13 protein-coding genes are annotated in these 24,109 nt (G+C 43.6%); 6 read left to right on the top strand and 7 right to left on the bottom strand.

Translation table 11 applies throughout. From position 1 onward, the window contains the following. Position 1: 1 nt before the first annotated feature. Genes HII16_RS08505 through HII16_RS08490 form a run of 4 tightly spaced genes read right to left on the bottom strand, consistent with a single transcriptional unit; the run spans position 2 to position 7,282 of the window. Complete coding sequence (locus tag HII16_RS08505; protein WP_169129282.1) at positions 2-2,653, bottom strand: glycoside hydrolase family 3 C-terminal domain-containing protein; 2,652 nt, start codon at positions 2,651-2,653, stop codon at positions 2-4. An 8-nt stretch (positions 2,654-2,661) separates the two neighbouring features. Then, on the bottom strand, positions 2,662-3,447 hold the full coding sequence (locus tag HII16_RS08500) for a CBM9 family sugar-binding protein (RefSeq protein WP_169129280.1): 786 nt from the start codon (positions 3,445-3,447) through the stop codon (positions 2,662-2,664). A 48-nt stretch (positions 3,448-3,495) separates the two neighbouring features. Next, entirely contained in the window at positions 3,496-5,880 is a 2,385-nt protein-coding gene (locus tag HII16_RS08495; protein ID WP_169129278.1) for an NdvB protein, read from the bottom strand. Continuing rightward, positions 5,873-7,282 carry an MFS transporter gene (locus tag HII16_RS08490; RefSeq protein WP_169129276.1) on the bottom strand — a complete coding sequence of 470 codons (1,410 nt, stop codon included), beginning with the start codon at positions 7,280-7,282 and terminating at the stop codon, positions 5,873-5,875. Before HII16_RS08490 ends, HII16_RS08495 begins: the two co-directional genes overlap by 8 nt. 566 nt (positions 7,283-7,848) lie before the next feature. On the opposite strand from HII16_RS08490, the gene HII16_RS08485 reads away from it, so the two are divergent. The 6 genes from HII16_RS08485 to HII16_RS08460 all read left to right on the top strand — a co-directional run bounded on the left by HII16_RS08485 (position 7,849) and on the right by HII16_RS08460 (position 16,751). Further along, positions 7,849-10,878, top strand: coding sequence for a TonB-dependent receptor (locus HII16_RS08485; RefSeq protein WP_169129274.1), 3,030 nt, complete (start codon positions 7,849-7,851; stop codon positions 10,876-10,878). Between the two features lie 232 nt (positions 10,879-11,110). Beyond that, positions 11,111-12,664 carry a tryptophan halogenase family protein gene (locus HII16_RS08480; protein WP_169129273.1) on the top strand — a complete coding sequence of 518 codons (1,554 nt, stop codon included), beginning with the start codon at positions 11,111-11,113 and terminating at the stop codon, positions 12,662-12,664. A 37-nt stretch (positions 12,665-12,701) separates the two neighbouring features. Beyond that, positions 12,702-13,439 carry a SapC family protein gene (locus HII16_RS08475; protein ID WP_169129272.1) on the top strand — a complete coding sequence of 246 codons (738 nt, stop codon included), beginning with the start codon at positions 12,702-12,704 and terminating at the stop codon, positions 13,437-13,439. Positions 13,440-13,466: 27 nt separating this feature from the next. Beyond that, the gene (locus tag HII16_RS08470; RefSeq protein WP_169129271.1) at positions 13,467-14,483 is read left to right on the top strand and encodes a cupin-like domain-containing protein; all 1,017 of its coding nucleotides are present in this window, start codon (positions 13,467-13,469) and stop codon (positions 14,481-14,483) included. Then, positions 14,480-16,000, top strand: a complete 1,521-nt coding sequence (locus tag HII16_RS08465; RefSeq protein WP_169129270.1) for a tryptophan halogenase family protein — start codon at positions 14,480-14,482, stop codon at positions 15,998-16,000. Before HII16_RS08470 ends, HII16_RS08465 begins: the two co-directional genes overlap by 4 nt. Before the next feature lie 40 nt (positions 16,001-16,040). Then, a complete protein-coding gene (locus HII16_RS08460) occupies positions 16,041-16,751 on the top strand; it encodes a DUF6445 family protein (RefSeq protein WP_169129269.1) in 711 nt (236 codons plus the stop codon). 240 nt (positions 16,752-16,991) lie between these two features. Here HII16_RS08460 and HII16_RS08455 read toward each other — a convergent pair whose 3' ends face one another. The 3 genes from HII16_RS08455 to HII16_RS08445 all read right to left on the bottom strand — a co-directional run bounded on the left by HII16_RS08455 (position 16,992) and on the right by HII16_RS08445 (position 24,083). Next, positions 16,992-19,874 carry a family 16 glycosylhydrolase gene (locus HII16_RS08455; RefSeq protein WP_169129268.1) on the bottom strand — a complete coding sequence of 961 codons (2,883 nt, stop codon included), beginning with the start codon at positions 19,872-19,874 and terminating at the stop codon, positions 16,992-16,994. 404 nt (positions 19,875-20,278) lie between these two features. Continuing rightward, positions 20,279-21,349: a glycoside hydrolase family 16 protein gene (locus HII16_RS08450; RefSeq protein ID WP_169129267.1), complete on the bottom strand. Its 1,071-nt coding sequence runs from the start codon at positions 21,347-21,349 to the stop codon at positions 20,279-20,281. A 145-nt stretch (positions 21,350-21,494) separates the two neighbouring features. Further along, positions 21,495-24,083, bottom strand: a complete 2,589-nt coding sequence (locus HII16_RS08445; protein ID WP_169129266.1) for an exo 1,3/1,4-beta-D-glucan glucohydrolase — start codon at positions 24,081-24,083, stop codon at positions 21,495-21,497. Positions 24,084-24,109 lie beyond the last annotated feature (26 nt).

The following is a 24,109-nucleotide window of genomic DNA, read 5'->3' as shown; positions in this document are numbered from 1 at the left end:
ATCACTTATTTGCACGATCATATTGAAATGCTTCGGTTAAGCGTATATCTACTAACGAGGCACCTAAATGCACCTTAAACTGGCCAGTCTCGGCCTTCCAGTCATTATCCTCGACACTCCAAAATGATAAATCACGTTGGCTCAACACCATGGAGACTTGTTTGCTTTCGCCGGGCTGTAAAAATACTTTAGCAAAACCTTTAAGCTCTTTAATTGGGCGCTCAACACTGGCTACAACATCCTGCAAATACAATTGCACCACTTCAGCCCCCGCACGCTTACCGGTGTTTTTAACATCGACGGAGACTTGATATAGGCCATCAGAATCATCATCGGAAGCATACTCGCCTTTGCTTATTTCGATGTTTTCAAAGATAAAATCAGTGTAGGACAAACCATGACCGAACACGAACTCTGGCTCAATAGCTTGTTGCTCAAACCAGCGATAACCGATAAATACACCTTCTTTATATAATGATTCGGTGGCATTGTAATCATTCAGTGCAATTGCGGCGGTATCTTGCAATCGTTTTGGTAAGGTAATAGGCATTTTGCCACTTGGATTAACATCACCAAATATTACATCAGCAAAGGCATTACCGGCCTCAAGGCCACCGTACCACCCCCACACAAGTGCGTTAGCTTGCTCGACCCATGGCATCTCAACCGCAGAGCCAGCGACCATAAATACCACGGTATTCTGGTTGGCTTGAAGCAGATTACTGATCACTTCGTCTTGCGAGCCCGGTAGTTTCATATCTGGGCGGTCAATAGCTTCTCGGTCATCGCCATGGCTTAAGCCACCAAAATAGATCACCGCATCGGCTTTTGCTGCAGCAGCAGTATATTCAGTCTTGTCGACAAACAATGCACCTGGTGCATCCCAACCAAGCACGAATTCACCATTACCTTGATAACTAATGGCAAATTTATGATTTTTATCGGCACTTAAATTAACGCTAATACTGGCTGTTTTCTTACTGTCAGAGTCCAGCTCTAAAACCGTATCACCATCTATGTTAACGCTTATTTGCCCTTGATACTCCAGTTTTAACAGGTGCTCGCCACTTTCAAATGGTTTCACCTCAGCGTCCATCTCAATATACTCGCTGGCATTGTCAGAGCGACTTTTATAGCTGGCATTAATGATCCAAGACTCTTCTAATAGCTCTGACTTAGATGCATCACTGTATCGTTTGTAGGTCCAAGCTGGAGTACCAGTCCAATGTTTCGAGGCAATATAATCGGCAGCAATTGGTGCCAAAGAACTCGAACGAGCGCGCATCACCTCGATATTAACCTTGTCACCCAAATAGTTTTTAAGCCCTTGCAGTGGCGTGATTTCATATAACGACTTAACCTCTGAAGAACCGCCGCCTAAGCCATGGATACGATCCGCATTAGGACCGAGTACTAGGACGTTTTTAATGTCTTTACTCAATGGTAAAATGTTACCGTTATTTTTTAGCAACACCACGCCTTGACTGGCAATATGTCGCGCCGCTTGTTGATGCGCTTTGGTATTGCGACTGCCTGGTAAACGTTGCTCATCCCACATACCGACTCGATGCATCAAACGTAAGACGCGTCTGACTTTGTCATCAACAACCGACTCAGAAATTTTACCGTCTTTTAGCATTTGCAAAAACGGCTGCGCCAAAAAGTAGTCGTCATAGGACTCAACATTGGTACCCATTTCTAAATCCAAACCATTAACCGCAGCCTCATAGGTATTGATATCGACGTTCCAATCGGTGAGTAATACGCCGTCAAAGCCCCAATCGCCTTTTAAGATGTCTACCACCAGATGTTTCGATTGGTTGGCATTGGTGCCATAGTATTGGTTGTATGCGCCCATAACGGAATACACACCGCCTTGCTTAACCGCCGCTTCAAAGGCCGGTAAATACACTTCACGTAAAGTACGCTCATCCGGTTTGGCATTAACACCAATACGGTTTAATTCTTGGGTATTGAGCGCATAATGTTTTGCATTGGCGGCAACATCTTGCGATTGAATGCCTTTAACTTCAGGTACGACAAGACTGGCGGCAAGAAAAGGGTCTTCCCCCATGTATTCAAAATTACGACCGTATAACGGCAAGCGCGCCAAGTTTACACCTGGACCTAAAATGATATCTTTCCCGCGATGCCGCGCTTCTGCTCCTAACACGCTGCCATGTAGGTGCGCCATTTCCGGATCAAAGCTGGCTGCAACCGTGGTTAAATGTGGCAAATAAGTAGCATGATCATCGTCCCAGCCTGCGGCATTCCAGGTGTCGCGTTCGTGTTGATATCGAACACCATGTGGGCCATCAGATAACCACAATTCAGGGATACCCAAACGTTCAATGGCGTTGACGTGGAACTTGCCACTGGCATGCACCAAAGACACCTTTTCTTCTAGTGTCAATTTTGCCAACAACAGTTCAACGTCTTGCTCTACCTTGGCTAATCTTGTTTGTTTGACTTGCTGATAATCCGCGCTATCAATGCTTTGTACTTTTGTTTGCACCGCTTGTTGATTTTTCTCGATTTGTTCGTTTTGTTCTGTCGACTGCTTACACGCCGATAAACCAGCAAGTACGAATATTGATGTCGCACCACATGTTATCGCTCGGCTTAATATCGAATGTTTGATAGTGTTTTTCATGATCTGTTTTAGTTACCTTTAACCAACGTTAACCGAGAAAATACATCGGCGGTTTTATAGCCTAAATTTTTATCGCCTGCGATTGGCGTAATCGTCGTGGAGCCGAGAAAGTGTTCTCTAACTTTACTGCCGTCATTGTCACAATAGGCGAGCATAAAGCCCAACACTTTACCTTCTTGCAAGCTGACCCGCGAAATCTGCCACTTGTCGAGCGGTTTGTTATGATCAAATGAATCATTATGAATTTCTAACGCCACTTCCCAGATGATGCCATTAGGTCGTTTATCATCACGACGCCACTGGCTTTTGACATGAGAATTTAAGGCTAAAAATTCCGGCTCACCGCTTTCCAATTGACCGCCGATGTCAATCGCTTGATTATCTAAGGCAATATGATAGGCAAATGCATTATAGTCAAAGGTATGGGGACCACCGGACGCGTCTTCATCAATAAACACTTCTAATGCGTCATCATCCCAATAGAAAAATAGCGGGTCGGCGTATTGATCAAACAGCACGTCGTCGCTCATCTCTACCAACAAGTACACATATTTTTCGTCCCAAGCGACCTTAAATCGCCCAGAAAAATCATCGCTTTTAGGGTAATTGCCAATCATGTCTTGATCCAATGGATACCAATGCCCCTGCTGCCATACAGGATCATCCGCGTCAGCATTTATATTAACCGCTTGCTCGCTATATGGGGCTGTAAATGATTGTTTTTCAGATTTCTGCCAGCTTAAACTTTGCCAACTAATGGTCACTAATAACACAAGTACAATGGCACGCAACACGGCCTTTCTCCTTACATTGACAAAACATTGATAAATTATGTTTCGGCTTTACGGTCTCGGTATTTCAATATCCAACATATAATGTTTCCCTGCCTCTATCGCCCTAAAAACATTGCTATTTAATAATACATTATTAATATGAACTCGTGTTTTCTTTACCTCAGAGCGGCGAATATTAAAGGTGAAATAAGCCCCTCTAAAATTTCGAGAACCACTGCACAAATTCCAACCTTGCGGTAAATTAGGATCGATACGCAAACCATCGCCCTCACCTTTTAAACCACAAATATGCTCGATAATACAACGATACACCCATGCGATAGTGCCAGTGTTTATTAATTGGCTTGAACGCCCTGTGTATTCTGGGTGCAATAAATAGGCACCGCGGTAGTAGTTGGGAATAAAATTAGGTAACTGTCCACGGATAAGCGCATCGTTTTCATCGGGGATCATTTTTCGCAATACATCATACGCCATACTCGCTTCGCCTATTTGCAATAAACTATAGGCGTAAAAAGCACTGGCATGATTATAAATGGAACCATTCTCAGCACTCCCCGGGAATTTTTGTGTAATGCGTCCAATGTCGTCACGCATACCGGTATAGGCTGGAGCCAGCATCATCACCCCATAAGGCGTGTGCAATCGTTGCATCACTTCATGCAGCAAGGTAAAGCGTTTTGCTGGTGTTGCCGCACCAGATAAGATAGCAAAGCTTTGCGGGTTCAGATAAATGCTGCCTTCAACATCGTTTTTGCAACCAAAAATAACATCATCATCGGTTTTGCCTCGAGCATACCAACCGCCATCCCAAAATACTTTATTAACCGCCTTATTTATTGCCTGACTAGCGTATTCAAACTCGGCCAACTTACTGCTTGGGTATTCAGGCAGGTAGGTTTTACAGATATAACACCATGTTTTAATCGCATAACTTGTTGCAAGTGACAACCATGCCGATACCCCTTTACCCTTATACCCCACCATATTCATCGGGTCGCACCAATCGCCTTGAGCAATATAACTCAATCCTTGGTCGTCAGTAGCATCAAGTAGGTATTGCATCGCTAGTTCAACATGCTCTGCAAAACTGACGCTTTCGGCGGAATCGCCAAACGCCAAGTGCTGCTGCAGAATATCGCTATCATTGGTTTCATCGAGGTAAACCTGCAGCGTCAATGGCAACCAAACACAATGGTCTGCATGCGGTACCTGATTAATGTATTTCAATGTCGCATTTTGCTCGATTAAAATACCATCGGGCATACGACCATCGCGGTGTTGTTGGCTCACCGCATGCAATAACGCTTTGCGAGTTTGCTCTGCGTTAATAAAAGCAATACCTATACTGTCTTGCAAGTAATTACGCGTTTGTGGGTCGGTGGTTAATCGTTGGCATTGATCATGATAAAAAATCTGTCTTGGCAGCCAGCTATTAACAAACTGATTTAACGCGTCATCCGGGCTATCGATAACAAAATGTTGTTGTGCTTGCTGTTGATAGACTTGATAGCGCTCGCTGGCTTTACTAAAACCATCGGGAGCATCAATGTATTTGGCTTTGATCGCCTCGATTTCATCTGCATCCTTGGCTGGCCCAAACACCATCTTTACCGAAAAAACCTGTTTTTCATTAAGAACTTGTCGATATTGCAAGCAAGCCAAAGGAGTTTCATATATGGCTTCATCATTGGCTAATCGGGCTTTTTTTAAGGCGTCCGGCATCGATAAATGGCCATCGCCTTCAAATTTTTGTTGATTGGCACAATAGCCATATGGCTTTTTCGATGTTAACAGATAGGTTTTGTCTTTAAGCTCTTGATTAACAAAGTAATCATCAACCTTTTGGTAAGGGGTAATAGACGTAGCGACGATGCCTTCTAATTCGTCTGTGTATTGTGCTTGTTGATTCATCCAGCTCATATAGCCGATTGAAAAATAAGGGTAAATGCTTATTCTACGGGTTTTCTTCCCTAAGTTTTTCACCTCTAAGGTATACAGTTCACAAATATCTTCGCTGTCGATTTGTAAGGTCAGTAATACTTCGATACCGGATAAACGGTAGCACCACTGAATCGATGACATGCCTTGTCGAAATCGGTAAAACTTGGCCTTTTGTCGACACGGTTGGTGCGGTGCCGAAAAGATTTCGCCAGTGTCTTCGTCTTTGATATAGACAAAACGGCCAGGTGCGTGGGCAAAGTACGGCATTTCCGGTTGCATAAAGGTCGTGGCTTCAATATTTGGAGCGCGAGAATATTTGCCAGGTTCAGGTTGCATAAACTGCGCCTGCAAATAACCTTGGCAATTTGCCTGAACACTTAACTTTGGGTTAAACAAATAGGCCGATGCTAACGGCATTACCGTTGCATCTCGCAAGTTAATCGACGCTTGCTTTTGCTGAGATTGGAAATCAAAGTTCACTTTAGCCATGTTGATTGCCTTCTCCAGCTAGGGGAATTGAGGAGTTATTATTGTCCATCGGGTTATTGTCGTTCGCCTTTCTCGTTTTTAGTTGTTGCTGGATATCCGTTAGCCGTTTTTCTGTGAGTGGGTAAATTTTGATTAATACTACCGACAGTAAGGCAAATCCCCCGGGGATCACCGTCATCAGCAACACAATACCGGCTTGCGATTCACTGCTTTGCTGTTGGTTGGCGACGTAGCCAAGGGATGCCAGTAGATAACCAATTAGCGCCCCCGCCAAAGCGCCGCCCAGTTTTTGTGAAAATGCCGCAGCAGAAAATATCATTGCGGTTGCACGACGGCCGTTTTTCCATTCAGAATAATCTGCGGAATCGGCGTACATTGAAAACACCAATGGCGATTTAGGCCCCAAACAAAAACCAATAATAATCTGGCAGCCATACATGAGACCGATGGCGTCTTTTGGAATAAAATAGAAAGCCACCGAAAATGCGCTAACTAAGGTCATTAAAATCAACAACAACACTTTTTTATCAAGATAGCGGCACATAAAAGGCGTCGCAGCTGCCCCGCAGGCCAATGCCAATAGGTAAGCCATAGAAAAGCTACCGATGAGATCTTCTCGTTCGACAAAATACTTAAAGTAAAAGGTACCGGTACTGGCTCGTAATGAAATGGTCATCATGATGATAAGCGCCAAAGCAAACAACACCAGCCAAGGCTTGTTGGAGCCCAGATCACGAATATCTTGCCAGACACTGCTGTGTTGGTTCTGTGGTGGTGCTATGCGCTCACGACAACTCTGAAATGTGAACCAAAATAATATTGCAGCGATGACACCGTATAACGCCATCGTTAATTGCCAGCCCAGTGCCTCATCTCCACCGCCAAACATAACAACCAACTCAGGAGTGATATAAGCAACCAAAGAACCACCAGAAAACGCACCGATAAAACGAAAACTTGTCAGCGATGTTCTGTCTTTACTGTCATCGGTAATAACACCAAGCAACGCACCATAAGGAACGTTAATAAAGGTATAGGCTAACATCATGAATATATACGTTGCATACGCCCAAACCACTTTACCTGAATCTGAGACATCAGGAACGGTGAAGGTTAATACCCCGGCTGCAGCGATAGGTAAGATGCCCCACAGCAAATACGGTTTAAATTTCCCCCAGCGCGTTTGAGTCCTATCGGCGATTGCGCCCATGACAGGGTCAGAAAAGGCATCAATTAAGCGGGTAACCAACATCATGGTTCCCACAGTTGCTGCCGGCAACCCAAACACATCGGTATAAAAAATAAAGAGGAATACATCGAATACGCGCCAATAAAAGTTGGAAGCAACATCGCCTAACGCATATCCGGCTTTTTCATTGAATGATAATTTTGTGGTACTCAAGCTAGATCCTTTTTAATGTCATAGCTCTTAAAATATTGCTGTTTTGGCCATCGCCAGAGCAATCGAGCAAAGGAATTATTATTGTTATTTATGTGACTTCTAACCGGCTAATTGATCTTCAACTTTATATAGCAGGTACCACCAAAGTCTATTTTTTAAGCACTTTTTACTGACATTTAAGTCACCCCATGTAAGCGCTTTCACAAAAATATACGTTCTCAGGTAAAATATTGCAAGAGTAGCGATTACGTTTTAGTTACAACTGTGCAATATTTGTCTGCCCCTCAAAAAAACACTGTAGACCTTTAAAAATAACAAAAAGACACGTCTGGCGAGGCACTTAGTTAATATTCCAGAACCTCAATGTAGGCTAATAACCGTCTAGGTTTGCGCAATTTGTAACCAACTTGTAAAAAAATAGTTGATCTACTATCTTAATTATTCTAATTTAGTGTAAGCGCTTTCAAATTTATTACCCTATCCAAAAGCGAGATTGGAAACACTAAATGTAAGCGCTTACAAAAATAATCATTACAAATGATAATAAATTAACCGAGGGAAATTTAATGAAGTCTTACAAGTTCAACAAAACAAAGTTGGCCTCTAGCCTTTCTTTGATTTTGGGTGCTTCTGTTGTACTTCCTGCACATGGGGAAGAAGAATCAGCCGTAGAGGAAGACGTAGAAGTTATTGAGGTCACGGGTATCCGTGGCTCACTAACCAAAGCAATGGATATCAAACGTTCAAGTTCTGGTATCGTTGAAGCCATCAATGCCGAAGATATCGGTAAGTTCCCAGACTCTAACCTTGCAGAATCATTACAACGTATCTCTGGTGTCGCGATTGACCGTGACAACGGCGAAGGTAGTCAAGTTTCTGTTCGTGGTTTTGGTCCGGATCGTAACCTAGTATTGTTAAATGGTCGTCAATTGCCAACCACAACAGGTGGACGTTCATTTGATTTTGATAACATCGCGTCTGAGCTTGTATCAGGTGCCGAAGTATACAAAACAAGTGACGCATCTATTGCAACTGGTGGTATTGGTGCAACTATTAACATCCTTACTCACCGTCCTTTGAACAAGCCTGGTATGACGGCTACATTCGCGGTTAAAGGTATGGATGATACGTCTGCTGACGATGGTGATATCACACCAGAATTTTCGGGTTTGTATTCAAACACTTTTATGGATGACAAGTTCGGTATTTCAATTTCTGGTAGCTATTCAGAGCGTGAAAGTGGTAATCAACAAGCACAAGTTGGTACAGGCTGGCGCACATTCCCTGCACGTATTAACCAAGATTGGAGTGGCTCAAACGCTGGTTGGGGTGGTGTTCCTTACGAGAACCAAGTAAACCGTCCAGATCCAGCTGGTGATGCAAACTACTCTGTACCGCAAACAACTATTTATCGTTTTGAAGAACAACAACGTGAGCGTGTTAACGGTCAGTTAGTGTTGCAATACGCACCAAATGACAACATGACATTTACTCTTGATTACACTCATATGAACAACGAAGTTGATCGTCAGTTCAATGAAGTGTCTGCTTGGTTTACATTCGCTCCTTCAGAGAACGTTTGGACCGATGGCGATGTTTCTTCGCCTTTATTCTACGAAGAAGATTACGCTGCTAATGGTATCGGTAACCAAGATTTATCTATGGCAACGTCAAGTTCTGCGACTAAAGCAGAGTCAGATTCGATTGGTTTTAATTTCGAATGGCAAGTGACGGACAGCTTGTGGTTAGAAGTGGATCATCACTCTTCTGACGCTGAAGAAACGCCAAATAGCCCATACGGTAGCTCAAACGTGCTATCAACTGCCGCATTTGTTCGTCAACAAGCGGCAACTGACTTTACCCGCGACCTGCCTATCTTGGCGGTACGTGGTTCAAGTACAGTTACTAAAGCCGATTACCTTGTTACCGGTTCATTCTTCCGTAACGACGATAATCGCGCAGAAATCGATCAAACCCAATTTAACGGTAAGTTAGAGCTTGACGAATTTGGTAGCATTGATTTTGGTGCTAGCTACATGAAAGCTGAAAAACACAACCGCGCCGTTCAAGTTCAACGTAACGACTGGGGTGGTGTTGGTGCTGCTGGTGACTTAGCGGATATCGCAGGTGCCACTGAAGGTGTGCACAGCAAGTTTGATGACGTAGACGGTGGTGACTTTAAAGATCATCCAAACGGTCCTGACGATTATGAAATTGTTGACTACTACTTTGCCTGGGATTTTGATGATCTGCGTAGTTATGCTGAAGCAAATTACACACCAGACAGCCTTAGTGGCCTAGTTGGCGATTGTGGTACTCAATTCTGTGCTTCAACAGATTATGCGGCCGATACTGACCGTTTCGTTGAAGAAGAAGTAACGGCATTCTACTTACAATGGAACTACGAAGGTGAAATCGGTGATATGCCATACGATATTCACATCGGTGTTCGTTACGAAGAAACCGAAGTTGATTCGAAATCTGTGGTACCTGTATACGATGGTGCTAATTGGGAAGGTGATACTGAGATTGTACTACAACAATCTGGTCAAGAAGCGCTTAGCCGTTCCGGTGAGTACGATCACACCTTACCTAATATCAACTTTAACCTAGAAGTTACTGAAGAGATTATCTTCCGTGCAGCCTACAGTGAAACCATTGGTCGACCTTGGTATGGCGACATCCAAGGTGGTACAACCGTTGGTACACAGTTTAACAAAGGTGGCGCAAGCGGTAGCTCGGGTAACCCAAGCCTAGAACCACTTGAATCAGATAACTATGACCTTTCACTTGAATGGTACTACGATGAGTCAAGTTATGCGGCGATCGGTTACTTTAGAAAAGACGTAACCAACTGGATCACCAATGGTCAAATAAGAGAAAACTTATTTAACATTGATAACCCAGTAGATGGTCCTAAATACAATGAAGCTGTCGCCGCTGTTGGTGGTGACGCAGGTCAGCAACGTCAATGGATTTACGACAACTACGGCGATCGCCCTGAAGTGTACATGCAAGACGGTAAACTTATCATTGAAGGTGTTGAAGAAGACAACGAAGTTGAATTCTTAATCAACGTTCCGGTAAATGATAGCGTTGAAAATGAATTTGACGGTTTCGAATTCGCTGTTCAACACGTTTTCTGGGATACCGGTTTCGGTATGTTTGCTAACTACACTATGGTTGATGCTGGTGACGATTACGACAACCGTATCATTACCGGTGGTGATTACGACAATACCGATGTATATGGTTCAAATGACCAAGTACAAGAAGGTATTTCTGATACTGCCAACCTTGTACTTTTCTATGAAAACTACGGTATTTCAGCACGTTTAGCGTATAACTGGCGTGATGATTACTTAGAAAGTAAAGGTAATGACACCGGTGCTAACCCAACATTCGTTGAAGAGTACGAGCAAATCGACTTTAACGTCAGCTATGAATTTGCCAACATTGAAGGTCTAGCGGTCTTCTTCGAAGGTATTAACATTACTGATGAGTATCGTCGTAAGCACGGTCGTAGCAAGTACCAAGTAATGAACGTAACCCAACAGGGTGCGCGTTACAGCTTAGGTGCACGTTACACCTTCTAAACGAATCGTTTAGGTAATAAATGAAAGCCGCAGGAGACTCTCCCCTTCTCGCGGCTTTCATTTCCTCTAAAGCAATATTTTTATAACAAAAATTTTACTAAAGTGTTCGATTTTAGTGCCCTAATAGAGACAATTTCCTAGCTAGGTATATTGTCACTGGATTGGCAACTTTAAAGTCGATATAGTGACAAAGACGTCGAGTGCTTTACTAAGGTTTTTAATAAAAGGCAGTATGAACCAATCTATTAAACATATCGTCATTATTGGCGGCGGCAGCGCCGGTTGGCTAAGTGCTGGAATTATCGCTAGTGAGCATAAAACCGCAGCTGACAGTGGCGTGCAAATTACCCTAGTTGAATCACCTGATGTGCAAACCATTGGTGTTGGCGAAGGCACTTGGCCGTCGATGCGTCAGACCTTAAAAAAAATGGGTATTAGCGAGACCGAATTTGTGCTCAATTGTGACGCCAGCTTTAAGCAAGCGTCGGAATTTCGCAACTGGACACATGGTAATGGTGATAGCTACTTTCATCCTTTTACTATGCCCGCGGGTTTTCATGAAACGAACATTGCCGATTTTTGGCAACAACACCGACAGCAAGTCAGTTTTGCCGATGCCACCACCAGTCAAAGTCATATTTGTCGCAATGGCTTAGCGCCAAAGCAAATTTCGACCCCTGAGTACTCGTTTAACGTCAATTACGGTTATCACCTTGATGCTGGTAAATTCTCAACCTTTTTACAAAAGCATTGTTGTAGCAAACTGGGCGTAAGTCATGTGCTTGATCATGTTGTCAAAATAAATAGCCATGAAAATGGTGACATTAAGTCGGTATCAACGCGACAACATGGCGATATCGAAGCAGATTTATTTATTGATTGTACTGGCTTTAAATCCTTGTTACTTGGTGAGCATTACGGCATTGATTTTATCAGTCAAAAGCATGTATTGTTTAACGATAGAGCCCTTGCGGTACAAGTGCCTTATGCAAACGATAACGAACCGATTGCATCACATACGATATCAACCGCGCAAAGTTGTGGCTGGATTTGGGATATCGGCCTACCGTCAAGACGCGGTATTGGCCATGTCTATTCAAGTGCGCACATCAGTGACGATGCCGCTGCTGCGCAGCTGCGCGAGTATATTCGCCCTGCGCTTGGCAATAAAGCAGACGATGTTGCCTTACGCCATATTAAGATAAACCCAGGTTATCGACAAAAATTTTGGCATAAAAACTGTGTCGCTATAGGTATGTCTGCGGGTTTTATTGAGCCTTTAGAAGCCTCCGCTCTTGCGTTAATTGAACTGTCGGCGAAGATGATTGCTGAGCAACTGCCCGCCAATAGACAGGTTATGGATATTACCGCGAAACGTTTTAATACCAAGTTCAATCATCGTTGGCTGCGCATTATTGAGTTTTTAAAACTGCATTATATTTTGTCACAACGAGACGACAGTCAATATTGGCGAGATAACCGCAGTGCAAAATCGATACCAGAGCACCTGCAAGAATTAATGCAACTGTGGCAATACCAGTCACCTTATGGTTATGATAGTGATCACAGTGATGATTTGTTCCCTGCAGCCAGCTTTCAATTTGTGTTATATGGCATGGGCTTTGAAACACAATTACCAAATAGACAAAAACGCCATGACAAAAGTGACATGGCAAATACGTTTTTTAACGACAATATAAAACAAACACAGCAACTGATGCGTTCCTTAGGAAGCAATCGAGAGCTAATTAACAAAATTAAGAAGTACGGTTTCGCCAAACTCTAATTATTAAGAAAACCGTCAATTTTACTGGGAGAACACCATGGCAAATCACGCCCTATTAAATAACGTTGAGCACAAAGACATCAAAGTTATCACCAAACGCAGCGCTCAATATGGCGACAACATGTGGTATTCAATGACTTTCCCGCAAGAATTTCGCAGTGCCCAAGCATACTACCCTATTTTCTTTACTAAAGATCCTGGCACGGGTAAATTCATTTGTGCCGCATTATTCGGTTTTGCCGAGCAAGAAAACTTATTCTTAAACGACGATGGCTGGCACGCGCGTTATATTCCTATTTCGGTATTACGCCATCCATTTTTGATTGCCCGCCAAACTGTTGAAGTGGATGGTCAAGAGCAAGAGAAACGCATGTTGACCATTGATATGGATAACCCACGAGTAAACAGCGAAGAGGGTGAAGAGTTATTCCTTGAGTTTGGTGGTAATAGCGAATACCTAGACCGCATGGCAAGCATTATGGAAGCGCTGCACTTTGGCGCGCTCGATGGCATGAAATTCTGTGAGCGCTTGGTTGAGCTAAACCTGATTGAACCATTCACTCTCGATGTAACGCTAAACGATCAAAGCAAGCATCAAATGCTTGGTTTTTATACCATTAGCGAAGAAAAGCTAAATGATTTGGACGTCAGTGTATTGCAAGAATTAAAAGAAAAAGGTTACTTACAAGCCATCTATATGCAAATCGCTTCGCAAAGTAATATCAACAACTTGCTTGATAAGAAAAATGCGCAGGTCGCTGCAACGGCCGTGTAAACCGAATGGGCGTAAATAGGCGTAGTTATGCTGGACATTAAAACCCAGGTAAAACAAATAGCAGGCGTTACTCCAGAGGCGATACCTGACTCGGTTATCGCCTCAACGGTACCGCTTATATTAAAAGGCTTTGCTTTAGATTGGCCTATCGTTAAAGCGGGTTTAAAATCGAATCAAGCGGCGTGTGACTATCTACGCCAATTGTATCAAGGCAAACCCGTTAACGCCTGTTACGGCGATCCGAACACCAAGGGTCGAGTGTTTTACAATGACAACGTCGATGGTTTTAATTATCGCGCAGCAAAAATTGATTTAAATCCGGTACTCGACAAACTTTTAGAGCATGCTGATAACCCAGAACCACCGACTATGTATGTTGGCTCAACCGAGGTAACCAACTTTTTACCCGGCTTTAAAGAGCAACATAGCGTCAGCATTGATGAACACAAGCCGCTAACCAGTATTTGGATAGGTAACCGTTCGAAAGTTGCGGCGCACTATGATTTTCCATTGAACTTGGCCTGTAATGTCGTCGGCAAACGTCGTTTCACCCTATTTCCGCCAGAACAAGTTAAAAACCTTTATACCGGGCCAATGGAATTCGCACCAGGTGGCCAAGATATTTGCATGGTCGATTTTGACACCCCCGACTTTGACAAGTATCCAAATTTCAAACAGGCAATAGCGCACGCTCAAGTCGCTGAGCTAGAGCCTGGTGATGCGTTATTTATGCCAAGTATGTGGTGGCATCATGTGCAAGGTTTAGACAGCCTTAATATATTGGTAACCCACTGGTGGCGTGATACGCCAGCTTATATGGGGCGACCTCATAATGCCTTGTTAATGGCCATGTTAAGTTTACGCAACTTACCTTATGAGCAACGCCAAGCTTGGAAAAATATTTTTGAACATTACATCTTTGACCATGACGAGCAAGACACTGCGCACTTACCTGAAGCGGCGCAAGGCATGCTAAAAACGCCAATGGACGAATTAACCGCACGTAAAATTCGTGCTGAACTGATTGAGAAGTTAAAACGATGAATAACAAACCCGTTAAAAATGTCGTTATTGCCGGCGGTGGTACCGCTGGTTGGATGGCTGCAGCGTCAATGGCTAAGTTGTTGGGCAAAGCGATAAATATCACCCTGGTTGAGTCGGACCAAATACCAACTGTCGGTGTTGGTGAAGCGACCATCCCTACCCTGCACTTATTGCATAATTTGCTTGGCATTAATGAAGCAGAGTTTATGGCGGCAACCAATGCCACCTTTAAACTAGGTATTTCGTTTGAAAATTGGCGCGATGTAGGCAAAGACTACATTCACTCATTCGGTCATCTTGGCCACGATTGTTGGGCCTGTGGTTTTCAACATTTCTGGTTAAAAGGTTTACAAAAAGGTTTAGTTAGCGAGATTGGCGACTATTGTCCTGAGCACCTTGGTAGCCGTGAAGGCCGCTTTGCGGTTATGGCTAAGCAAGATCTTAACCACGCCTATCACCTTGATGCCGGATTATACGCCAAGTTTTTACAAAAAATAGCCTATCAACACGGCTGTCAGCGTATTGAAGGAAAAATAGACAAGGTTAACCTGTGCTCTGAATCCGGTAACATTACCTCGCTCGATTTAGACAATGGCAAGCATGTCGAAGGTGATTTATTCATCGATTGTACCGGTTTTAGAGGTTTGTTAATTGAAGATGCATTGCACACTGGCTATGACGATTGGAGTCACATGTTGCCATGTGATAGCGCCGTTGCTGTGCAAACAAAAACCGTAGGTAGACCAGTCGCTTATACCCGTTCCATAGCCCGTGAGTCGGGTTGGCAGTGGCGTATTCCGTTGCAAAATCGCACCGGTAATGGTTTGGTATTCTGCTCGAAATACATGAGTGATGAAGAAGCGATTCAAGCCTTACTTGATAACATCGAAGGCGAGCCAATTAATCAGCCTCGAGTGATCAAATACAAAACCGGCACCCGCCGTAAACACTGGAATAAAAACTGTATTGCCATTGGTTTATCGGCTGGTTTTATCGAGCCTTTAGAGTCAACCGGTATTCATTTATTCCAACGCGCCGTAGTGCGTTTAATGCAAATATTCCCGCACACCGGTATCAATCAGGCCGATGTCGACGAATTTAACCAGCAATCGTCTGATGAAATGCTCGATATTCGTGACTTCATTATTTTGCATTACCATTTAACCGATCGCCGTGATACACCGTTTTGGCGCTACTGTGCCGACATGGACATTACCGATTCATTAAGACACCGTATGGAGTTGTTTAGACAATCCGGCCGCGTCTTTAAAAAGGCGGAAGAGTTGTTTGGTGAATCATCTTGGGTGCAAGTTATGATGGGGCAAGGCTTAACGCCGGAGCAGTATCACCCAATTGTCGATATGATGGGCGATGAAGAATTGAAAGGCTTTTTGGACAAAATTAAACAGCACACCGCGAAAAAAGTCGCAAACTGGCCTGATCATTGGGATTTTATTAATCACTATTGTCCGTCAAAGTCGGCTGATGATGACGATAAAATGGCGAAAACTGGCTAGCCGTCAAGTTAAACACGACTTTTTGTACAAGGTTTAATTAATGAAGTCTGACTACCAAATCAGAGAGGGGTTTACCGCCAACGTTATACATGTTGGCAATGAACAAACCCCAGTATTGATCATCGATGACTTTTTAATGTCGATTGAGGCATTGAAACAGTGCGCATACAACGATGTAGATTTTAAACAAGATCAATATTCGTTTTACCCAGGTTGTCGTACCCGCTTACCTGATGAGTATGCCAATACCTGTCTCAATTTCTTATTGGGCGGTATTCGTAAAATTTATCAGCTACAAGGTAACGTCAAACCTCACCCCTATAATTTATATTACTCATTGATCACTTTAGCTGAACAAGACTTAGTGCCATTGCAGCGTATTCCACATTTTGATACCAACTATCATTACCATTTTGCCATATTGCACTATCTCGATGATAAACCTCATGGCGGTACAGGCTTATTTCGTCACAAACAAACCGGATTTGAACGCATCAATGAACAACGCAAGCAAACCTATTTCGATTCATTACAACATCATTTTGACGCGCATGGTGAACCTGAAGCGAAGTATTGTATCGAATCAAATGAGCTATTCGAGCTGTACCATCAAATCGATTATAAACCGAATCGGTTAGTGATCTATCCTGGTAATCTATTGCACTCAACTATTGTTAATACTGAAACCGACGTTAGTGCGGATCCCAAACAGGGCCGATTAACCGCCAATATGTTTGTTGATTTTAAATAACCAAGGTGCCCGACTTCTGCTCATCATACCGCTCTGTTCGCTAACTTATTCGCTAACTTATTCGCTAACTTATTCGCTAACTTATTCGCCAACTCACTCGTTAACCTATTGATTTTTATTAAGTAAAGGGTTAACTCTGATTTTTAGACATAAAAAAGCCGGTAGCAATACCGGCTTTTTATTATTCATAGCAATTAAAACATACTTGAAGGGCTGAACAAGACTCAGCCCATATCGATATTAGTTTGCTTTGAATACGATGTTATCAATTTGATAACTGGCACCGTTGGCCTTGCTCCAGCTCGGGAATACCAGAATGATCTTCACATTAGTTAAATCAAGTGAACCACTTTCCAATACCGAGAATGGGAAAGTGAAATGCTGCCACTCACCTAATGTTGGATCTACACCTTCATTGCTTTGCGATAGCATGATCTCAGTAAACTGAGACGCCTGATTGCTTTCAAGTTTCAATAACCAGTCAGCAGTATCATCAGTAGGCGCAGAAATCATCTTAAGGTCAAATTCTAGCGTACCGTTAGCCAAACCTGATACATCAATACCAGCTTCACCAAGAACACCAGAGACCGTAGGAGCGCCGGCAAAATCAATTTGCATCACGTTACCGTACTCCGCATCAACTTGAGCAGAAATCGTTGCACCACCACAGCAATCCCAGAAAGACCAATTAGGATCGGTTTCTTCAGAGAAGATAACCACATCGCCTTCGGCTACCGGTGGCTCTACTGGAGGCTCAACAACAGCACCTGTTGAGCGTTCCCAACGAATGTTGTCGACCATTAAGGTTACATTCTTTTGGTCGCCCCATGTAGGATAGATGACTAGACCTGTGTTTACTGATGTAATGTCTAAGCCTTGGCTTACCAATTGGCTTACTGGTACACGAATAGTTTCCCAAACGCCATCAGCAACAACACCAAGTACTTGGTCGCCTGTTGTACAAGGAAATACACAGTCAATTTTATAACTGATACCACTTGTCGTTTCAGCATAATCAACCACTTTTAGGTCGTATACTAAATCGCCTTCACTGAACGCACTTAAATCAACAGGTTGTGCAGATTGGATGTATAGCAACCCATCGGCATCACCACCGCCAAAGCTAATTTGCAAGACGTTACCACGACCTTGTTCTTCAACAGATTGCCATTGAACAAAACCGGTTGTTCCGTCAAAGTAATCACGACTGATAGCTGTATCCCAAGCACCAATACCGTTAGTCCACACTTCAGCATTCACATCATCAACGTAAACATCTAATGTCTCGGTATCAACACTGACCGCAGGTGGTGCAATACCACAACCGTCGATATCTTTATGACCACATTTTAAAACAACATTATCAAGCATAACGCGTGCTGCGCCACTAAACTCAATAATGAATGGGTTCAACACTTCATTGGTATTAAGTGCTGCTTCACCAGGCATAGCAAGGATATCGTTAACTTTTACAGACAGTGTTTGCCACATATCTTTTTCTAGATCGGCAACGTTTAGCGCAACGTAACCCAATGCCGGCCAACCCGAATCCATTTTGATTAAGATTTGACTGTCATCAGGGGTAACCGCACCATCGATAAACAGGTCAAATTTCAGTTCACCAGCGTGTAGACGCCAAGGCTCAGAAGAGTTACCCATACCAAACAATGACATAGTTTCGCCATCGGTAGCGTTGATCAAAACGTTACCTTTATCGCTGGTGTTGATTTCAATGACTTTACCGCGATCACCGCCTAAATCAGGCATGGTTAACGCGATAGCACCACCGTTATCCCAACCTACGACCGTTTGCAGACTGCGCTCTAGTGCTTCACCAGATATATCCCAGCTCAGCTTATCTTCACCATCGGTAAATAACGGATATTCAGCAACAAAGAAGTTTTGTGCTGCAGGTAGTATTACGTCAGGGTTCACATTGGCAGCACAACCAGTACCTGTTACAGGATCGTCTTCACATTCATAAACACGCACATAGTCCACCATTAGCGCAGATGGGAATTCGGTATCCTCATCAGGCGAGCCCGGTAAATTACCGCCAACAGCAAGGTTCAATAGGACATGGAATGGTTGATTAAATGGTGCGGCACTATCACCGACGTAACCAGTCTCTTGATCTTTGTAGTAGTAACTCCACCAAGCATCAGATGTGATCGTTGCATAATGCAAGTCATCCATATACCAACGGATTTCATCTTGCTCCCACTCAACTGCGTACACATGATAATCATCAAGCACTGGCTGGCCAGCTGAAGCACTTGTGAATACGTTTAAAGGCCAAGCCATACCAAAGTGTACAGTACCATGGGCATCATTATTATTGTCTTCAGTCGCACTGAACACTTCCAAAATATCGATTTCGCCACCACTAGCCCAACCACCGTACTGGCTGTCGGTTGGCAACATCCAAAACGCTGGCCAAAAGCCTTGACCCGCAGGAACCTTGATACGCGCTTCAATACGACCGTATTGAACATCAACTTTACCATCGCTGCGCATACGGCCAGAGGTATAGTTATAGCCACCAGCCGCTTCTTGTTTTGCGGTGATCACCAAATTACCGTCACTAACAGTAATGTTGTCTTGCTGGTACCACTGCAATTCATTATTACCCCAACCAACTAAACCATATTGAGATCCATCACCGGTTTCAATATTCCAGTTTTCCATGTTGAGGCTAGTGCCATCAAACTCGTCGCTCCAGACCATGACCCAGTCACCGGCGCCTTCGGCAACGACAATTGTAAATTCTTGGGTAGCTGTTTTGGTTCCATCTGTAACCGAAACAACAACAGTATATTCACCAACATCCCCTTCAGATGGCATGCCAGATATGGTGTTAGTCGCTTCATCAAACATTAACCAGTCTGGCATCCCAGAAACCGTAACGGTTAAGTCTGAAGAATCTACGTCCTCGACACTAATCGTGTAGCTATACATTTTCCCTTCAGTGGCTTCAACAACCGCTAAGCTGGTAAATGTAGGTGCTTGTTTGCCGACAACTTCGTCAACATCCGCATTAACTGATTCACCTACACAGCCAGACAAGCCGAAAAAGCTTGCACCAACAATGGCGGATATCATGCTTATCTTCGATTTTCTCATAGTTTCTCTCTTATGTTTTTTCAAAACAGCTCTCCCTCACAATGTAAGCGCTTACACCCTAACCCCTTAAAAAACACTGATTTACAAGGGGTTTCATCGACTTACTAATTATGTTTATAGTCATGAAATCCCAATACAGTGTTTTGTGCTGCTTACCCTTAACTCTTAGCCTTTAAAATAAGCAAGGAAATGTAAGCGCTTACATTAAAAACCCTTAAAAAACACTGGTTTAGAAAGCTATTTTCAGGGTGATTCCTAAATGGCTACTAGCAGCAGTGTTTAATTAAGCATTATTTCTTTAAAAACAACGATTAAAATCTAATCGTCAACAATAAAGATGGCACATTTTAAAACAAATATCTAACACTTTTTTAACCCATATTAGAATTAAATTACTTTACTACTTATTTCACTAGGGTGGCCGATTCACTCTTTGTCGCGCAGCCTTGTCCCGTGTTAATATCTAGGGAGCATTGATAGACTCGAACATAATCTATAGCAAATCGCTGGGGAAATACCGACGCATCGATGCCAGTTTCATTAACCTTTTCTGGCCATGCACCACCTACCGCAAAATTAATCAGCAGGTGAAATCTTTCATTAAATGGCGCATCACTGCTGCGTTTCTGCCATTGACCGCTTTCATCTTTAAATTTGCTGTACCAGTGCTCAGAGGTTTGCGTCGCATAATGAATATCATCAATGTACCAACGTATCTCACCTTGTTCCCATTCGATCGCATAGGTATGAAAACCATCGCTAGGGCTTTGTTTGTTGCTGAGTTTCACACCGGTTCCCGTGTAGACGTTGTCAGGCCACATAGCGCCATAATGCAATGTGCCATGCACTCGTGTCTCAAGCGCACCTGAAGCGTCGCTAGGCGCATCAGAAGCAGCCCCTAGATTGACCGCTTCCATGATATCAATTTCACCAGAGCTGGCCCAAGTGCCGTATAGCCAATCTGTTGGCAGCATCCAGATAGCAGGCCAAGTGCCCTGTCCTTTTGGCAGATGAGCACGGATTTCAAAACGACCGTATCGCCAGTCACCTTTATTTTTGCTGCGTAACCGCGCAGATGTGTAGGGTAAGGTTCGAGTGTCTGTTGTTGAGTACTGTTTGTCGTCGTCATGCTTAGCAGGCCCCTGAAACTCCTCCTTTAACGCCTGAATAATCAACATATCGTTTTCAATAAAGGCATTTTTAGCACGCTTGGTATAGCATTGCTTTTCATCATTACCGCCACCATGACAATTGACTTCAAATGACCATTTTTGTAAATTAATTTGCTCGCCAGAAAACTCGTCTTGCCAAACCAACTGCCAGTGTTCACTTTTAGCTTTGGCGTTATCATTGGACAGTACTTTAACGGTTTTCGCTGACGCGGTTTCCAGATTCGCGGCGAAAGCACCATGATTTACTAAGCAAGTTAATGCCAATATCACGGCTAATGATTTTGTCTGTTTATGTTGTTGCATAGTTATTCCTGATGCCTTCGATGTTATGGAGCCTTTATTATTTATCGCTGTTTGCATGGCATTTGTCCATAAAAAAACCCTTGAGAATGCACTCAAGGGTTTGATACGTTTAGCAATGTAAATCAGTTCATTACAACGCTTTACTCTATTGACAGCTTAGTGTTGCTGAGGCGACGGCATTCGGAACCAGCTTAATCTCGCTAAGACCTAGCTCCATGGTGCCATCTGTGGTTAACTCAAACGGTGTATGTAAATCCGCAAAACTCATACCTGCCTGTTTGAAACACTGTAAATCAACGGTAATTTTTTCCCAGCTATTCGGTGCCAGCTCATTGATTTGTTCGGTGATGTCGATACGACCTGCACACTCGGGCTCACCTTCGCCTTCACACAACATGCTCAGCATAACTTTACCACTTGGGCGTTGCATCACATTGGCTTCAAAGCTCAGTACCGCGCTAACTTCAAGTTGAGAACGCAAATCTTCACGGAAACTACCAAAGCTGCTAATACGAACACCGGCATTTTCGCTGCCATCAAAGCTTAATTTACGCGCATCTTCCTGTACGACTTTATCAATCGTACGGTAGCTTAATGCACCAACTTGATGAGTATTCGAGGTAATTGACAGCAATTCCTCACCAGACATTAATGTCATCAACCATGGTTTGTGCATTTGCCCTGTAAACAGTTTCAACTCTGCGGCTTTGCTTAGATCAACCTTCACCGTGTCTTCTAAATCGTCAGCCAAGACATTTTCGTCACCGTACTGCAAACCAAAGCCATACGGTAATAATGGGCTGTATTCTGCATCATGACGGTTTACCGTGGTTTGATCAGGAGCTTTAGGCCATGAGAACGATAACTTACCAACAAAGTCGTTTTGCACACTGCCATCAGCGTTAGCCAAAATCACTTCAGCAACACCATCACCTTCAGAGCCTGGCAACCATGCTGCAACAAACGCATCCGATGCATTTAGCTCAGCGTTAACCCACATAGGGCGGCCACTGATAAATACAGCTACCACCGGTATGCCTTGCTGTTGTAACGATGTTAGCAATGCCAAATCGGATTTTTCACCGCGTTGATAGTCTAGATTGTCACGATCACCATGACCTTCTGCGTATGGGTCTTCACCAAATACAACAATAGCGACATCGGGCTTTTCGCTAAAACTACCATCAGCACTCAAAGTGACTTTGCCACCAGCTTCACTAACTTGTTCGTTAATGCCATCATAAATTGATGTGCCACCAGGGAAATCATCGTTGGTGTTGTTGGTACCTTGCCAGGTAATTGTCCAACCACCGGATTGTTTACCAATGTTGTCAGCACCATCACCGGCCATCAAAATATGTTGTTTCGGTGATAAAGGTAAGATATTGCCTTTATTTTTCAGCAAAACCAAAGACTCTCGCACCGCTTGACGGGCAACATCACGATGCTCTTTTGCGCCAATCAACTCGGTTTTACCCGAGAAAGGACGTTTTGCAGGGCTTGGCTTTTCAAATAAGCCGGCGCGAATCTTAACGCGTAAAATTCGCGCAACTGCATCATCAATACGACTCATGGCGATTTCACCAGAATTGACCTGAGCAATGGTATTTTCATACAAAGGCTTCCATGCGGCTGTAGGTACCATAAAGATATCTAAACCGGCATTTACCGCTTGTGCACAGCTTTCATTTGTACAGCCTTTAACTTGACCGTGACCATTCCAGTCACCGACGACAAAACCATCAAAGCCCATTTGCGTTTTTAACACATCAGTAAGCAGATACTTACTGCCATGGTTTTTCTCACCATGCCAACTATTAAACGAGGCCATCACCGACTGTGATCCAGCGCTTAAGCCACCGACATAACCTTGGGCATGAATATCAAACAATTCTTGCTCGCTGGCGATATTATCGCCTTGATCGTCACCCTTTTCGGTTCCGCCGTCACCGATAAAATGCTTAACGGTGGAAATAACACGTTTGTCACTTAAGAAGTCACCATCGGCATGGCCTTGCAAACCTTTAACAATGGCAGCAGAGTAATCACGAACGATGTCGGGATCTTCCGAGTAGCCTTCATAGGTACGTCCCCAACGATCATCACGCACAACGGCAACCGTTGGCGCAAATACCCAGTCAATACCGGTAACCATAACTTCAGTGGCCGTTATCGCTGCTATTTTTTCAATAAGATCAGAATTGTTCGCCGCACCAAGACCGATGTTGTGTGGAAACAAGGTTGCACCAACAACATTGTTGTGACCATGCACCGCATCCGTACCCCACATGGTTGGGATATTTGAGCCATCAACGCTATCATCGATAGATGCCTGATACATGTCCTCGGCAAGTTTTATCCAGTCTTGTGGTGTTGACTGTTTATTGTTATTTGGAAACGCACCACCACCATTTAGATACGAGCCAAAGCCATACTTACGCATATCTTCAATGGTGATATCACGAATTTCAGGCTGGATCATTTGCGCTACTTTTTGTTCTAGCGTCATTGTCGCCAAAATATCGCTAACACGCTTTTCAATAGCGTCGTCTTGCTTTACGGCAATATCCAGTTTCGGCCAGATGTCTAAATTTCTGCTCGTTTCATCAGCGGCAACAGGTGCTTTTACTTTTGCTTCTTCTGGTGCTGCGGATTGACTTGCCTTTTGACCGCACCCGGCAACAACCATAGCCAGCGTGGTAGACAATGCAATTTTGCTAATTTTTGTGTTCATAGTTTCTTTTCCTAAGATAATGAATC

This window comes from Thalassotalea sp. Y01, assembly GCF_012932945.1.
GTDB lineage: Bacteria > Pseudomonadota > Gammaproteobacteria > Enterobacterales > Alteromonadaceae > Thalassotalea_A.
Note: the sequence above shows the minus strand (reverse complement) of the source record. Positions and strands in the feature narration are given on the sequence as shown.